Genomic DNA, 14,381 nt, shown 5'->3' on the forward strand with positions numbered 1-14,381 from the left:
CCATGCTGAAGACCATCGACCCCCTCCTTTCGCCCGAACTCCTCTTCGCGCTTGCGGCCATGGGGCACGGCGACCGCATCGTTCTGGTGGACGCCAACTTCCCCGGCACCAGCGTCGCCGCCGACACCGTCACCGGCAACATCCTGCGCTGCGACGCGGACATCGTGAGCGCTCTCAAGGCCGTGCTCACCCTCCTGCCGCTCGACACCTTCGAGCCGAACCCCGCCGTCGGCATGCAGCCGGTGGACGACCCCGCCTCGATGCCGCCCGTGGTGGCCGAGATGGCCGCCGTGATCGCCGCCGAAGGCTTCGAATACAGCGCCATCGGCCGCTACGACTTCTACGACGCCGCGCGCGAATCCTTCGCCGTGGTGCAGACCGCCGAGCGCCGCTTCTACGGCAACATCATTCTGACCAAGGGCGTCATCCCGCCGGCCTGACGCCCGCCCCCGGCGGCTCGGCGTTCGGCCGCCCGCCCCCGCCCGGCACACCCCGTTGCGCGGGCGGTGTACAGGTCCGCTCTCCTTCGATTAGCATCCCCTCAGATGCTCGCCAGAAGCATCGACGGAGGACACGCATGAGGACGAGCGAACGGCCCCGCCCGCGCCGGACGGGTGCGGCGTGACGCACGACGCCGCCGCTGCCCCGCCGGGCGACGACGCCGCCCACGGCGCGGCCCCGGATCGCACGGCGCAAGATCCCGCCACCCGCGACGGCGGCGCGCAGCAGGGCGCGCACCGGATCGATGCCCACTGCCACCTGTGGCGCCTGGCGCGCGGCGATTATGGCTGGCTGACGGGTGAGGACAGCGGCGACGCGCTCGCCCCCATCCGCCGCGATTTCGAGCTTGCCGACCTCGCCGCCGTCACCCGCCGCGCCGGCATCCACCGCGCCGTCGCCGTCCAGGCCGCGCCCACGGTGGAGGAAACATATTTCCTCCTGCGTTTCGCACGCGAAACACCTCTGGTTGCAGGCGTCGTCGGCTGGGCCGACCTCTCCGCGCCGGATGCAGCCGCCACCATTGCCGCCCTCGCCGCCGATCCCGCCCTCAAGGGCCTGCGCCCCATGCTGCAGGACCTCCCGGAAGACGACTGGATCACCCGCCGCCCCACCGCCGCCGCCCTCGCCGCCATGAAGGCCGCCGCGCTGAGGTTCGACGCTCTGGTGATGCCGCGCCACCTCGCCCCCCTCCTGCGCTTCCTCACCGCCCACCCGGACCTTCCGGCGATCATCGACCACGCCGCCAAACCGGCGCTGGCCGCCCCGCCGGGCGACCCCCGCCACGCCCTCTGGCGCGCCGGCATGGCCGCCCTCGGCCGCGAGACCGGCGCCCGCGTCAAACTCTCTGGCCTCCTGACCGAGATGCCGCCCGTCACTTCGGCCGCCGAAGCCGCCGCCCTCCTCCGGCCGCTCCTCGCCGACCTGCTGGAATGGTTCGGACCGTCCCGCATCGTCTGGGGCTCCGACTGGCCGGTCCTCACCCTCGCCGCCCCCTACGCCCTGTGGGACGAGACGACCACGCTGCTCCTGGCGGACCTCTCCCCGGACAACCGCGCCGCCATCCAGGGCGCCAACGCCGCCCGCTTCTACGGCCTGGAGGATGCGCCATGAGCGTCACCCCCCTCATTTCGATGCGAAACATCGACAAACGCTTCCCCGGCGTCCACGCCCTCAAAGGCGTCTCGTTCGAGCTGCTGCCCGGCGAGGTCCACGCCCTGATGGGCGAGAACGGCGCCGGCAAGTCCACGCTGATGAAGATCCTCTCCGGCATCTACCCGCGCGACGGCGGCGAGATCCTCGTCGGCGGTACCCCGGCCGAGATCGACAGCCCCCGCGCCGCCCAGAGCCACGGCCTCGCCATCATCCATCAGGAACTCGCCCTGATGAACGACCTCACCGTCGCCCAGAACATCTTCATCGGCCGCGAGCCGCGCCTCTCCTTCGGCCGGCTCGACGAGAAGGCGCTGAACCGTAACGCCCGCGACATCTTCGCGAAACTGAACCTCCACCTCGACCCGAAGACGCAGGTCGGCACCCTCACCATCGCCCGCCAGCAGCTCGTCGAGATCGCCAAGGCGCTGTCCTTCAAATCCCGCGTCCTGGTGATGGACGAGCCCACCGCCGCCCTCAACGACCGCGAGATCGACGAGCTCTTCATCATCATCCGCCAGCTCAAGGCGGAGGGCGTCGGCATCGTCTACATCAGCCACAAGATGGACGAGCTGAAGCGCATCGCCGACCGCGTGACGGTGATGCGCGACGGCGCCACCGTCGGCACCGTCTCCGCCGCCGATACGCCCGTGTCCGAGATCATCCGCATGATGGTCGGCCGCGAACTCGGCGCCGAGACGGTCGACATCCCCGACCTCGCCGCCGCCCCGCCGCTCCTCGAAGTGCGCGGCCTCACCCGCGGGCGCGCCGTTCGCGACGTGTCCTTCTCGGTCCGGCAGGGCGAGATCCTGGGCTTCGCCGGGCTGATGGGCGCCGGCCGCACCGAGGTCGCCCGCGCCATCTTCGGCGCCGACCGCAAGAACGGCGGCGAGATCCTCGTCCACGGCAAGGCCCTCACCATCCGCTCCCCCGCCGACGCGGTCGCCGCCGGCATCGGCTACCTGTCGGAAGACCGCAAGCACTTCGGCCTGGCGCTCGGCATGGACGTGAAGGACAACGTGGCGCTCGCCACCATGACCGACTTCGTGTCCCGCGTCGGCGCCATCAACGATGCCCGCATGCGCGCCACCGCCCGCACCTTCATCGACCGCCTGCGCATCCGCACCCCGTCCGAGCGGCAGGAGGTGCGCTTCCTGTCCGGCGGCAACCAGCAGAAGGTGGTCATCGCCAAGTGGCTGCTGCGCAACTGCGACATCCTCATCTTCGATGAACCCACCCGCGGCATCGACGTCGGCGCCAAGTCCGAGATCTACCGCCTGCTCACCGACCTCGCCGCCGAGGGCCGGGCGATCATCGTCATCTCGTCCGAGCTTCCGGAAGTGCTGCGCCTCTCCCACCGCATCGCGGTGATGTGCGAGGGCCGCCTCACCGGCATCCTCCCCGGCGGCCCCGGCACCACGCAGGAGGACATCATGGACCTCGCCACCCGGCGCGCCCCCGCCATGGAACCCGCATTCCCCCCGCCCCCAACGCCTGAAACGAGGGCCCCGCGATGACCACCGCCGACACGCCCCAGGGCGGCGCCCTCTCCCGCATCGGCTCCGCCGGGGCGATGCAGAAGATGCTCGCCTTCGGCAGCCTGGTGCTGCTCCTGGTGGGCTTCTCCCTCGCCTCGCCGCAGTTCATGCAGGTGTCCAACATCATCGCCATCCTGCAGGCGACCTCGGTCAACGGTGTGCTGGCGGTCGCCGTCACCCTCGTCATCATCACCGGCGGGATCGACCTGTCCGTCGGCACCATGATGACATTCTGCGCCGTCATCTCCGGCGTTGTGCTGACCTATTGGGGACTGCCTCTGCCGTTCGGCGTCCTCGCCGCCATCGGCGCCGGGGCTTTCTGCGGGCTGTGTTCCGGCACGTTCGTTGCGAAACTGAAGATCCCGCCCTTCATCGCCACGCTCGGGATGATGCTGATCCTCAAGGGCCTCGCCCTCGTCATCTCCGGCACCCGGCCGATCTACTTCAACGATACGCCGGGCTTCGACCTCATCTCCCGCGGCTCCCTCATCGGCTGGGTCTTCCCCTCCTTGCCGATCCCCAACGGCGTCCTCATCCTCTTCCTCGTCGCGCTCCTCGTCGCCTACATCCTCGGCCGCACCGTGCTCGGCCGCTACACCTTCGCGCTGGGGTCCAACGAGGAGGCGGTGCGGCTCTCCGGCGTCAACGTCGACGCGTGGAAGATCGGCATCTACGCCCTCTCCGGCGCCATCGTCGGCGTGGCGGGCATCCTCATCGCCTCCCGCCTCAACTCCGCACAACCCGCTCTGGGGCTCGGCTACGAACTGGAGGCCATCGCCGCGGTGGTGATCGGCGGAACGTCCCTGTCAGGCGGCCGCGGCACCGTCCTCGGCACAGTCATCGGCGCCCTCATCATGGCGGTGCTCACCAACGGCCTGCGCATCCTCTCCGTGGCGCAGGAGTGGCAGACGGTCGTCACAGGCGCCATCATCATCCTCGCCGTCTACGCCGATCAGGCCCGGCGCCGGAAGGGCTGACCAGGGGCAGAACCCACACTCTCCTCCTGGCGGCAGCGCCTCAGCGAGGAGGGGTTCCCCTCCTCGCGCTCCTCTCCGCTTCGCCAGCGGGCAGGCCTTCAATCCGGAAGAGGATTGAAGGCTGCATCAAGGCTGAGAAGGAGCGTGACGGCGTCAAGCGGCCGTCCTCCCCGTGCTCGCCCGCTGAAGAAGCGGCCTGCGCGCGGGTCCGGGCGACCACTTGACCCCGCCACGATCCTTCAGACCCGCATCATGCACGCCGCCGCTGGACAGGGCGGCGCGGGGCTTGCAGGATTTCGTGTCGCCGGATGAGGACCACCGCGGCGGGGCGATGAGAGGCGGGCGGATGAGCGTTGAGATGGAGGAACCGGCAGGCGCGCCGGAAGGGGGACGCGGATTCGTCCCCTGGCTGAAGAGCATCGCCGTCGCGCTGCCGCCTTACCTCTGGCTCGTCGTCTTCTTCCTCGTCCCCTTCCTCATCGTGTTGCGGATGTCCTTCTCGGAAGCCGTCATCGCGATGCCGCCCTACGCCCCGACCTTCGATCTGTCCGAAGGCGTCTCCGGCCTCTGGGCGCGGGTGCAGGAATTCACGACCTTCAACTACACCTTCCTCGCCGAGGACTCGCTCTACTGGCGCGCCTACCTCTCCTCGCTGCGCATCGCCGCGATCTCCACCGTGATCGCGCTCCTCATCGGCTTTCCGATCGCCCACGCCATGGCGCGGGCGCCGCGGCGCTGGCGGCCGCTGCTGCTCGCCCTCGTCATCATGCCCTTCTGGACCTCGTTCCTCATCCGCGTCTATGCGTGGATCGGCATCCTGAAGCGGGACGGGCTGCTGAACGGCATCCTGCAATGGACCGGTGTGATCTCAGAGCCGCTGACGATCATGAACACCGACCTCGCGGTCTTCATCGGCATCGTCTACGCCTACCTCCCCTTCATGATCCTGCCCCTCTACGCCTCGCTGGAGCGGCAGGACCCGGCGCTGCTGGAAGCCGCCGCCGACCTCGGCAGCCCCCCCTGGCTCGCCTTCTGGCAAGTCACCGTGCGCCTCTCCCTGCCCGGTATCGTCGCCGGGTGCCTGCTCGTCTTCATCCCGGCGGTGGGCGAGTTCGTCATCCCGAGCCTCCTCGGCGGATCGGACACGTTGATGATCGGCCAGACCCTGTGGGACGAGTTCTTCTCCAACCGCGACTGGCCGCTGGCGAGCGCCGTGGCGGTGATCCTCGTCCTGGTGCTGGTGGTGCCGATCACGCTGTTCCAGCGCGCCCAGGCGCGGCAGGCCGATTGAGGGGGCCGCCATGTCACGCTTCACCCGCCTCAACGGCGCCGCACTCGCTCTCGGCTTCGCCTTCCTCTACCTGCCGATCGTCATCCTGATCGTCTTCAGCTTCAACGAGTCGCGCCTCGTCACCGTGTGGGGCGGCTTCTCCACCAAGTGGTACGTGGAACTGTGGCGGAACGCGCAGCTCATCGACGCCGCGAAGGTGTCGTTGATGGTGGGGCTGACCACCGCGACCATCGCCACCGTGCTCGGCACCCTGGCGGCGGTGGCGCTGGTGCGCACCAAGCGCCTGCCCGCCCGCTCCCTCTTCACGGCGATGACCTATGCGCCGCTGGTGATGCCCGAAGTGATCACCGGACTTTCCATGCTGCTGCTCTTCGTGGCGATCGGCGTCGACCGGGGGTTCTGGACGATCACCATCGCCCATACGACATTTGCGCTGTGTTTCGTTGCGGTCGTCGTTCAGTCGCGCCTGTCCGCCTTCGACCTCAGCATCGAGGAGGCGGCGCAGGATCTGGGCGCGCCGCCGTGGAAGGCGTTCTGCCTGGTGACGCTCCCGGCGATCGCCCCGGCGGTGGCCGCCGGGTGGCTGCTGGCCTTCACCCTGTCGCTGGACGATCTGGTGATCGCGAGCTTCACCTCGGGGCCGGGGTCCACCACGCTGCCGATGCGCATCTTCTCCTCGGTGCGCCTCGGCGTGTCACCTGACATCAACGCGGTGTGCACGATCCTTATCGGCTGCGTGGCGGTGGGCGTGATGACGGCGACGCTTGTGACGCACCGCCGCCGCTGAGCGTCATCTCATGGTGACGACGACCTTGCCGATGGCCTGGCGCGAGGCGAGGTGGGCGATGGCGGTGGCGCCCTCGGCGAGCGGCCATGTGCGGCTGACGCGCGGGCGGATCTTGCCCTCGCCCCACCAGGTGAAGAGCTGCGCGATATAGGCGCGGTTCTTCTCCGGATGGCGGCGGGCGAAGGCGCCCCAGAAGACGCCGCGCACGTCGCAGCTCTTCAGAAGGGTGAGGTTCAGCGGCAGGCGCGGGATGCCGGCGGTGAAGCCGGTGACGAGGTAGCGCCCTTCCCAGCCGATCGAGCGGAGCGCGGGCTCGGCATAGTCGCCGCCGACGGGGTCGTAGATCACGTCGGCCCCGTCCTCGCCTGTGGCGGCCTTGAAGGCGGCGGCAAGCGCTTTGGACGCGTCCTTGTCCAGCGGGCCGCGGGGGTAGATGACGACCTCGTCGGCGCCCGCCTCACGCACCGCCGCCGCCTTCTCCTCGCTGGACACGGCGGCGACGACGCGCGCCCCGACCGCCTTGCCGATCTCCACCGCCGACAGGCCGATGCCGCCCGCCGCGCCCAGGATGAGCAGCGTTTCGCCGGCCTTCAATTCGCCCCGGTCGAGCAGCGCGTAGATGGTGGTGCCGTAGGTGAAGAGGAGCGCGGCGCCGTCGGTCGGGTCGAACCCGTCCGGCAGGTGGAAGGCGTCCTCCTCGGCGGCGGTGGCCTTGGTGGCGAGGCCGCCGAAGCGCGTGTCGGCGATCACCCGGTCGCCCGGCTTGAAGGCGGTGACGCCCTCCCCCACCGCCTCGACGGTGCCGGACACCTCGCCCCCCGGCGCAAAGGGGCGGGCGGGCTTGTACTGGTACTTGTCCTCGATGACGAGGACGTCCGGGAAGTTGAGGGCGCAGGCGTCGACGGCGATGAGGATTTCTCCGGCGGCGGGCACGGGGTCGGGCGTCTCGGCCAGCTCCAGCGTCTCGGGGGGGCCAGGCTGGCGCGACAACAATGCCTTCACGGGGTATCCTCCTTGTTTGACGCGCACTTTAATGACTGAGGCGCGCCTGTGAACCGCCGGAGAGGGGTCCGCGCCGCCCATGCGGTGACGCGATAACAGCTAGGCGCAAGGCGCGGCGGGCAGTCTGCCTCCCAAAGGGGAGGCGCTATGCCAAGTGTTGGGAACGTCGTCGCGATGATCGACGGCTCGGTCTACTCCACCAGCGTGTGCGACCATGCGGCGTGGCTGTCGCGGCGGTTGGACGTGCCGCTTGTGCTCGCCCATGTGATCGGCCGGCGCGACGTGGAGCTGCTCGGCCAGGGCGAGAACAACGAGCTGATGCAGAAGCTGAAGGAGGTGGACGGGCACAGGTCCGAGCTTCTGGAGGCGATCGGCGAGCAGATCCTGGCGGACGCGGCGGAGCGTGCGCTGAGCGCGGGCGCCCCCGCCGTGCACCGGCGGCTGCGGCGCGGCGACCTCCTCGACGCGCTGGCCGAGCTGGAGGTGGATTCGCGCTGCATCGTCATCGGCAAGCGCGGCGCGGCGGCGGACTTCGCCAAGCTGCACCTCGGGTCCAACATCGAGCGGGTGGTGCGCGCCTCGCGGGTGCACGTGATGGTGGCGAGCCGCGCGTTCGTGCCGATCAAGCGGTTCCTGGTGGCCTATGACGGCGGGCCGACCTCGGTGAAGGCGCTGAAGCTGATCTCGCGCAGCCCGGTCTATGATCATCTGGAGCCGCATATTCTGACCGTGACCAACGACGAGGCGGAGGGGCGCAAGGCGCTGATCGCCGCGGAGGAACTGCTGAACTGGTCGGGCAAGGTGGTGACCACGGTGGCGAGCGGCGCGCCGGAAAAGGCGATCGCCGATTACGTGGAGAACCGCGCGGTCGATCTCGTGGTGATGGGCGCTTATGGGCACAGCCGCGTGCGCAATCTTCTGGTGGGGTCGACGACGTCGCAGATGATGCAGTCGTGCAAGATCCCGATCGTGATCGTGCGCTGAGCCGGGAAGGCGACGCGCCGGGCGGGCGCGCGTTCAGGCGGCGAACGGGGGCGGCGCGGCACGGGAAGTGGCCGGGCGAGCGAGAGGCCGAGCCGGAGCGGCCGGGCGGAAGATTTTGGCGCCCGGACCGGTGAGGAGCGAACCGGTCCGGGCGCTGGTCGGCCGTTCGGCGGAGCAGCGTTCGGTGAGCCACCACACTCGCCCGAACGCCCATCATGTCCGCCGGTCCGTGGGCCCCGCCTGGGAGACGGGGGGACCGCAGGCGGCCGACGCGACCGCAAGACGGCCGGACGACGGACCCGCAGAGCGGGCCGTGGCCGAGGGGCCATCTGATGTCATCAACCGGGCACGGCCGGAATGGGCCGGGCGGGTTGCAGCCGGAAGACCGGGCCGAGGGCGGCAGGGGCGCTTGGCCGCTGGCCCTGTGGCGCTGGCCGCTGGCGCTTCGGCGCTGGCCGCTGGCGCTTCGGCGCTGGCGTGGGTGCGCTGCGGTCTTCTGCCGAAGACTGCAGCCCGATCATGGCGACTTTGCGAACCGGGCCGGCAGAGGACACGGGTCGCACTCATGTTGGACGGCGATGGCGGCCTGCCACGTCGTGGCGGCGGCCATCGGGGGGATGGGGTCGACGGACGATCCTGTTGATCGGCCCTATGGAGACTAAATGGCCGCGCGGTTCGGCACGTCAACATTCAAAATTGACGTTCCGCTATGTAGAACCGATGGCATTCACCTCGCGAACGGGCGGTCCTGCATCCCCGGGACGGACGGCGGACGGCGGATCGACCGAGCGGCCTGGCGCTTGCGCGGGTTAGAAAGTGGCGGCGTGCAGGGCGTTGGAGGCGGTCCGGCCGGCCTCCATGACCGCGGGCGCGACCTCGCGGATGCGCTGGCGCGAGAGCCGCTGGGTGGGGCCGGAGAGGCCGATCGCGGCCACCACGTCGCCGTTGGCGGCGAAGACGGGCGCGGCGACCCCGGCGAGGTCTTCCTGCCATTCGCCGGTGTTGCGGGCGTAGCCGAGACGTCTGACCTGGGCCATTTCGGTGTCCAGCGCGTCGGCCCCGGTGATGGTGCGCGCGGTGAAGCGCGTCATGGTGGCGAGCACGGCGGCGCGCAGGCTCTCATAGTGGTGGGCGAGCAGCACTTTGCCGGTCGCCACGCAGTAGAGCGGCACCCTCTCGCCGCGTTCGATGGCGGCGCGCACGCTCTGGCCGCTGTCGACGGTGTCGATATGCATCGCCTCGGCGCCTTCGAGCACCGAGAGGTGCGCACTTTCGCCGGTGGCCCGCATGAGGCTGTGCATGGCGGGCGCGCAGAGGCCGGCGAGGCGGTGGTGGCCCATCAGCGTGCTGCCCATGCGCCACAACTTGAGGCTGGCGCGGTAGGTTCGGTCAGGGTCCTGCGCGGCATAGTTCATCTTGCACAGCGTCTTCACGAGGCGGTGCACGCTGGACTTGTTCATGGCGAGCTGCGCTGCGATCTCGGTGATGCCGAGCGGGCGGGGAGATGCGGCGAGGACTTCGAGGATCTGAAGGCCTTTCGTCAAAGTGCTGTCCACGCGTTCGGCCATGGGTCCGTCGGTGGTGGCGCCGTCGGTGGTGGCGCCGTCGGTGGTGGCGCCGTCGGTGGTGGCGCCGTCGGCCACGGCGCCGCCGGCCACGGGGGTGTCCGCCATGGTGGTGCCGGGCGTGGAATTTTCGGACGTGGTGCGCTCGAACGTGGTGCGCTCGGACGGCATGCGCTTAACCTAGACTTTCAGATAGCTTGAGGTTCTTAACACAGCGTGCCATTATACGGAACCGTAGTTCCATATGTTGGAAGGGCCGGTCCCGCCGACCAGAGGTTGCGGCGTCGCCATAGGGGCTGATGCGCGCGGAGAACACACGTGAACAATGTTATCGACCATGTCGCCGTTGGCGCGACGTCGCTCGAATCGGGCACCGCCGCGCTCAAGGAGCTGCTGGGCGTCGAGCTCGCACCGGGCGGCAAGCACCCCGACATGAGCACCCACAATCGCCTGACGCGCACGGGCCCGAGCGAGTTTCTGGAGCTGATCGCGATCGACCCGGAGGCCCCGAAGCCCGCGCACCCGCGCTGGTTCGGGCTGGACGAGCCGGAGACGGCGGCGCGGCTGGAGGACGGTCCGTCGCCGGTGTCCTGGGTGGTGCGCACGGACGATCTTGAGCGCGTGATGGAGCTGGCGCCGGAGAGCGTCGGCACGCCGCGCCGGTTCAGCCGGGGTGACCTCAAATGGACGCTGACGGTGGCCGACAGCGGCGTGGCCGGGCTCGGCGGTCTGGTGCCGTCGTTCATCCAGTGGGACGGTGATCCTCATCCGGCGACGAAGATGGCGGACGATGGATTGTCGCTGGCGCAGATCACCTTGAAGACGCCGGAGCCGGAGCGGATGACGGCCTTCCTGGAGGCGCTTGAGATCGCGCATCTCGCCGTGGTGGAGAAGGCGGATGCGCCGGCGCTGAGCTTCACCTTCCGCACGCTGGACGAGCGGCTGATCACCATCGGCTGAGGGGACCCCTCCCCGGCTTTGCCCGGAGAGGCTCAATAAAAACGGCGACCGGCCGATGGCTGGTCGCCTTTTTTATTGTGGCTCGGGGCGAGGCCCCGCGTCGTCAGTTGAAGAGTTTGCCGGCTTGGCGGAAGAGGCCGCGGCTGCTTTTGGCGACGGAGTTGAAGAAGCCGGCATCGTCATCCTCGGCGGCGTAGCCGAGGGGGGCTGCGGCGTCCGGCGCGGCGGTGGAGGCGACGGGCGTCTCGGCATCGACCGCGGAGGGGGACGGCACGGTGGCGACCGACGTGGATGCCACCGGAGCAGTCTGGGCCGGCGCGGTCTGAGCCGGCGCGGATGTGGAGGCGACCGCGGTGGACGACACGGCCGGTTTGGGCGGCGATACGCGCGGAACGGGAACGGTGCCCGAGGCGGTTGCCGTCGCTGCGCCGGTGGCGGTTGCCGCGTCCTCGCCGGCCGGGGCGGGCGCGTCGTCGGACCGGGCGCGGTTGAAGAAGCCGGCGATGGCGGCCTCACGCTCGGCCCAGCGTTCCTCGCGCTGTTCCTGCATCTGCACCTTGGCGATGACGGTGGCGCGCTTTTCGAGGTCGGACGCCTTCTTGGCGGCGACCAGCTTTTCGACGCCGGGGTCGACCGTGTAGCTGGGGCAGGCGGCGCTGGGGTTGAAGCTGCCCGACGCGCTGGCGTTGAAGACGTAGCGCTGGTTGCACACGTCCACCTTCGGGGCGACGCCGGTCACCTCGAAGTGGTCGGAGCCCTCCTTCAGCATCTCCCAGAAGGCGAGATGCTCGCTGTTCGCATGCTTGGCCATGTTTTCGGGCGTCATGCGGAAGGGGAAGGCCTGGACCTGGAAGGCCTGCTGGCCGCCCATGAACGCTTCACGCGCGAGGGCGTAGATCTCTTCGATCGCGTCGTCCTCCATGGCGTAGCAGCCGCGCGAGGAGCAATCGCCGTGGACCATCAGGTGCGACCCGGTGCGGCCGAGGGAGCGGTCGAAGCGGTTCGGGAAGCCGAGGTCGAAGGAGAGGTGGTAGGAGGAGTTCGGGTTCATCTGGCCGCGGCTGACGGTGTAGAAGCCTTCGGGCGCCTGGCGGTCGCCCTCCTTCTTCTTCGGTCCCAGCTCGCCGGACCAGGCGCAGATGTCGTAGGTCTTCAGCAGCTTGTACTGGCCGGCCTTGTCGCGCTTCCAGACCTCGAGCGAGTCCTCTTCCTTGAAGATGCGCAGCATGATGGGCGAGCGGGCGTCCATGCCCATCCGGTCGATCTTGAGGGCCAGCGCGGAGGGGACGGGGGCGAGGTGGGCCTCGCCGACATTGCCGATGTCGGACACCTGGCAACCGGCCAGGAGTGTCGCGGCGAGAAGGAGCGCACCGATACCGGGTGCCGCGCGGCCGAGCCGGCGGGTGGATCGGTTCATACGCCGTTGGTCATGCGTCATGCGTGCATCCCGCGGGTCATGGGCGGCAGAAACGCGCCGCCGACAGTGGCGTCTACCCTGAGGCGGCGCACTTTACAAATTACAGCCCTGCCTTGTTCCCAACTTGCGTGGGCGAATCGCGCGGTGGTGCGACTCTTGGGCCACGGTAAAGCTCAAACTTCGAGCGTGCGGCCGATATTCAGGAAACGTTGGGCCCGCATCGCCTTCAGCGCGCTGCGGTCGTCGCCGGCGAGTTCGCGCAACGAGCGGGCGATGGCCTCACCGACCGAATCGATGGCGGCGGCGCGGTCGCGGTGGGCGCCTCCGGTGGGCTCCTCGATCACCTCGTCGATGACGCCGAGCTTGAGGAGGTCCTGGGCGGTGATCTTCATGTTGGCGGCCGCGTCCTGGGCGCGGGCGGCGTCGCGCCACAGGATGGAGGCGGCGCCTTCGGGCGAGATCACCGAGTAGATGGCGTGTTCCAGCATGAGGACGCGGTTGGAGGCGGCGAGCGCAAGCGCCCCGCCCGAGCCGCCCTCGCCGATTACGACGGCGACGGAGGGCACGGTGAGCATCAACGCCTGCTCGGTGGAGCGGGCGATGGCTTCGGCCTGACCGCGTTCCTCGGCGCCGATGCCGGGATAGGCGCCTGCGGTGTCGATCAGGGTGACGACGGGCATGTTGAAGCGCTCGGCCATCTGCATGATGCGCTTGGCCTTGCGGTAGCCTTCGGGCCGGGCCATGCCGAAATTGTGCTTCAGGCGGCTTTCGGTGTCGACGCCGCGTTCGTGGCCGAGGACGGCGACGGATTTGCCGTCGAAGCGACCGACGCCGGCGATGATGGCGGCGTCCTCGGCGAAGGCGCGGTCACCGGCGAGCGGGGTGAAGTCCTCCAGCAGCCGGGCGATATAATGCGAGGTGTGCGGCCGGTCGGGATGGCGGGCGACCTCGGTCTTCTGCCAGGGGGTGAGCTTAGAGTAGATCTCGCCCAGCGCCTTCTCGGCCTTGTCCTTCAGCTTCTGGATTTCGTCGCGGGTGTCGACCGTGGACGAATCGCCTGCGGAGCGAAGCTCCTCGATCTTGCCGAACACGTCGGCGACGGGCTTTTCGAAGTCGAGGAATGTGCGCATCTCGTCCAGGGGTACTCATTGGCTGTCGGGCGGGACCGTTGAAGTGGCCCCCCACCGCTGTCAAGCCTCGGCCGCGCCTTTCGCTCAGCCGAGGGGGTGGCAGTCGGCGATGACGGCGGCGAGGTGGTCGTTCCCGACGTGGGTATAAATTTCCGTCGTGGCAATATCCTGATGGCCCAAAAGGGCCTGGACGATGCGCAGGTCCGCCCCGCGTGCGACGAGATGCGTGGCGAAGGCGTGGCGCAGGACGTGGGGCGAGACCGCCTCGGCGCGCAGCCCGGCGGCGGAGGCGAGGACCTTGAGTTCGCGGGCGAAGGCCTGGCGGGTGAGGTGGCCGGCCTTGGAGGCGGCGGGGAACATCATCCGCGACCGGCCGCGCACGGTGCGCCAGCGGGCGACGGCGGCCTTGGCCTGGGGCGTCAGCGGCACGAGGCGTTCCTTTTCGCCCTTGCCGCGGACGACCATCATATCTTCGTCATCGCGCAAGGCGGCGTCGGGCAGGCCGACGAGTTCGGAGACGCGCAGGCCGCCGGAATAAAGGAGTTCCACCAGGGCGGCGCGGCGGATGGCGCCGGGGTCGCCGCGCCCGGCGGCCTCTTCGGCGAGGGTCAGAAGACGGTCCACCTCCTCGACGGAGAGCACCTTGGGGAGCGGGCGGCCCTTCTTCGGGCTGTCGACCTGGGCGCCGGGGTCGTCGCTGCGGGCGCCCTCGGCATAGAGGAAGCGCAGGTAGCGGCGCACGGCGGAGAGGCGCCGGTTCTGGGTGGCGACGGCGGCCCCCTCGCCCGCCATGGCGGCGACGAAGGCGCGGATGTCGTCGGCCCCGGCGGCGTCGGCCTTCACGCCGCGGCGGGCGCAGTGGCCGGCGAAGGTGGTGAGGTCGCGCTTGTAGGCGTCGAGCGTATGGGCCGAGGCGGCTTTTTCCACCGCCATCATTTCAAGGAATGCGTCGAGCCAGTCCATCGCCAATCTCCACCGGGTGGGGCGAGCATGGCGGGCGCGGCGTTGCCGCGGCGTCGCGTTCCTGCCGATAATTTTACCGATCCTGCGAGGTGGCGGCGGGCCGGACACTTCGCCGCT

The 14,381-nt window shown here is 69.6% G+C and carries 13 protein-coding genes; 8 read left to right on the forward strand and 5 right to left on the reverse strand.

Going from position 1 to position 14,381, the window contains the following annotated elements:
- Positions 1 to 2 precede the first annotated feature (2 nt).
- The 6 genes from BIX52_RS03910 to BIX52_RS03935 all read left to right on the forward strand — a co-directional run bounded on the left by BIX52_RS03910 (position 3) and on the right by BIX52_RS03935 (position 6,243).
- Positions 3 to 440, forward strand: coding sequence for an RbsD/FucU family protein (locus BIX52_RS03910; RefSeq protein ID WP_075219637.1), 438 nt, complete (start codon positions 3 to 5; stop codon positions 438 to 440).
- Between the two features lie 181 nt (positions 441 to 621).
- Positions 622 to 1,611 carry an amidohydrolase family protein gene (locus BIX52_RS03915; protein ID WP_245803102.1) on the forward strand — a complete coding sequence of 330 codons (990 nt, stop codon included), beginning with the start codon at positions 622 to 624 and terminating at the stop codon, positions 1,609 to 1,611.
- Positions 1,608 to 3,167 (forward strand): sugar ABC transporter ATP-binding protein, encoded by a 1,560-nt coding sequence (locus BIX52_RS03920; protein WP_211098144.1) that lies wholly within the window; start codon positions 1,608 to 1,610, stop codon positions 3,165 to 3,167. The genes BIX52_RS03915 and BIX52_RS03920 overlap by 4 nt, the downstream gene beginning before the upstream one ends.
- On the forward strand, positions 3,164 to 4,165 hold the full coding sequence (locus BIX52_RS03925) for an ABC transporter permease (protein WP_075219638.1): 1,002 nt from the start codon (positions 3,164 to 3,166) through the stop codon (positions 4,163 to 4,165). The genes BIX52_RS03920 and BIX52_RS03925 overlap by 4 nt, the downstream gene beginning before the upstream one ends.
- Before the next feature lie 358 nt (positions 4,166 to 4,523).
- Positions 4,524 to 5,456 carry an ABC transporter permease gene (locus BIX52_RS03930; RefSeq protein WP_075219639.1) on the forward strand — a complete coding sequence of 311 codons (933 nt, stop codon included), beginning with the start codon at positions 4,524 to 4,526 and terminating at the stop codon, positions 5,454 to 5,456.
- Positions 5,457 to 5,466: 10 nt separating this feature from the next.
- On the forward strand, positions 5,467 to 6,243 hold the full coding sequence (locus BIX52_RS03935; RefSeq protein ID WP_075219640.1) for an ABC transporter permease: 777 nt from the start codon (positions 5,467 to 5,469) through the stop codon (positions 6,241 to 6,243).
- A gap of 3 nt (positions 6,244 to 6,246) precedes the next feature.
- Here BIX52_RS03935 and BIX52_RS03940 read toward each other — a convergent pair whose 3' ends face one another.
- On the reverse strand, positions 6,247 to 7,245 hold the full coding sequence (locus BIX52_RS03940) for an NADPH:quinone oxidoreductase family protein (protein WP_171973574.1): 999 nt from the start codon (positions 7,243 to 7,245) through the stop codon (positions 6,247 to 6,249).
- Positions 7,246 to 7,392: 147 nt separating this feature from the next.
- Here BIX52_RS03940 and BIX52_RS03945 point away from each other — a divergent pair, with 147 nt between their 5' ends.
- The gene (locus BIX52_RS03945; RefSeq protein WP_075219641.1) at positions 7,393 to 8,229 is read left to right on the forward strand and encodes a universal stress protein; all 837 of its coding nucleotides are present in this window, start codon (positions 7,393 to 7,395) and stop codon (positions 8,227 to 8,229) included.
- 809 nt (positions 8,230 to 9,038) lie between these two features.
- On the opposite strand, the gene BIX52_RS03950 is transcribed toward BIX52_RS03945, so the two are convergent.
- Entirely contained in the window at positions 9,039 to 9,965 is a 927-nt protein-coding gene (locus tag BIX52_RS03950; protein WP_083659992.1) for an IclR family transcriptional regulator, read from the reverse strand.
- 147 nt (positions 9,966 to 10,112) lie between these two features.
- Between BIX52_RS03950 and BIX52_RS03955 the strand changes: the two genes are divergently transcribed.
- Complete coding sequence (locus BIX52_RS03955) at positions 10,113 to 10,754, forward strand: VOC family protein (protein ID WP_075219642.1); 642 nt, start codon at positions 10,113 to 10,115, stop codon at positions 10,752 to 10,754.
- A 103-nt stretch (positions 10,755 to 10,857) separates the two neighbouring features.
- Here BIX52_RS03955 and BIX52_RS03960 read toward each other — a convergent pair whose 3' ends face one another.
- The 3 genes from BIX52_RS03960 to BIX52_RS03970 form a co-directional block, all read right to left on the reverse strand.
- A complete protein-coding gene (locus BIX52_RS03960) occupies positions 10,858 to 12,171 on the reverse strand; it encodes a L,D-transpeptidase family protein (protein WP_075219643.1) in 1,314 nt (437 codons plus the stop codon).
- 173 nt (positions 12,172 to 12,344) lie between these two features.
- Positions 12,345 to 13,301 (reverse strand): acetyl-CoA carboxylase carboxyltransferase subunit alpha, encoded by a 957-nt coding sequence (locus tag BIX52_RS03965; protein WP_075219644.1) that lies wholly within the window; start codon positions 13,299 to 13,301, stop codon positions 12,345 to 12,347.
- Positions 13,302 to 13,385: 84 nt separating this feature from the next.
- Positions 13,386 to 14,264 carry a site-specific tyrosine recombinase XerD gene (locus tag BIX52_RS03970; RefSeq protein ID WP_075219645.1) on the reverse strand — a complete coding sequence of 293 codons (879 nt, stop codon included), beginning with the start codon at positions 14,262 to 14,264 and terminating at the stop codon, positions 13,386 to 13,388.
- Positions 14,265 to 14,381 lie beyond the last annotated feature (117 nt).

The sequence above is a fragment of the Acuticoccus yangtzensis genome, from assembly GCF_001927245.1.
Lineage (GTDB): Bacteria > Pseudomonadota > Alphaproteobacteria > Rhizobiales > Amorphaceae > Acuticoccus > Acuticoccus yangtzensis.

What these genes read in the sequence shown, in the direction of transcription:
- BIX52_RS03935 (WP_075219640.1), top strand. Translation starts at nt 5,467, where the DNA reads ATGTCACGCTTCACCCGCCTCAACGGCGCCGCACTCGCTCTCGGCTTC.
- BIX52_RS03925 (WP_075219638.1), top strand. Translation starts at nt 3,164, where the DNA reads ATGACCACCGCCGACACGCCCCAGGGCGGCGCCCTCTCCCGCATCGGC.
- BIX52_RS03950 (WP_083659992.1), bottom strand. Translation starts at nt 9,965, where the DNA reads ATGCCGTCCGAGCGCACCACGTTCGAGCGCACCACGTCCGAAAATTCC.
- BIX52_RS03945 (WP_075219641.1), top strand. Translation starts at nt 7,393, where the DNA reads ATGCCAAGTGTTGGGAACGTCGTCGCGATGATCGACGGCTCGGTCTAC.
- BIX52_RS03960 (WP_075219643.1), bottom strand. Translation starts at nt 12,171, where the DNA reads ATGAACCGATCCACCCGCCGGCTCGGCCGCGCGGCACCCGGTATCGGT.
- BIX52_RS03910 (WP_075219637.1), top strand. Translation starts at nt 3, where the DNA reads ATGCTGAAGACCATCGACCCCCTCCTTTCGCCCGAACTCCTCTTCGCG.
- BIX52_RS03920 (WP_211098144.1), top strand. Translation starts at nt 1,608, where the DNA reads ATGAGCGTCACCCCCCTCATTTCGATGCGAAACATCGACAAACGCTTC.
- BIX52_RS03930 (WP_075219639.1), top strand. Translation starts at nt 4,524, where the DNA reads ATGGAGGAACCGGCAGGCGCGCCGGAAGGGGGACGCGGATTCGTCCCC.
- BIX52_RS03970 (WP_075219645.1), bottom strand. Translation starts at nt 14,264, where the DNA reads ATGGACTGGCTCGACGCATTCCTTGAAATGATGGCGGTGGAAAAAGCC.
- BIX52_RS03965 (WP_075219644.1), bottom strand. Translation starts at nt 13,301, where the DNA reads ATGCGCACATTCCTCGACTTCGAAAAGCCCGTCGCCGACGTGTTCGGC.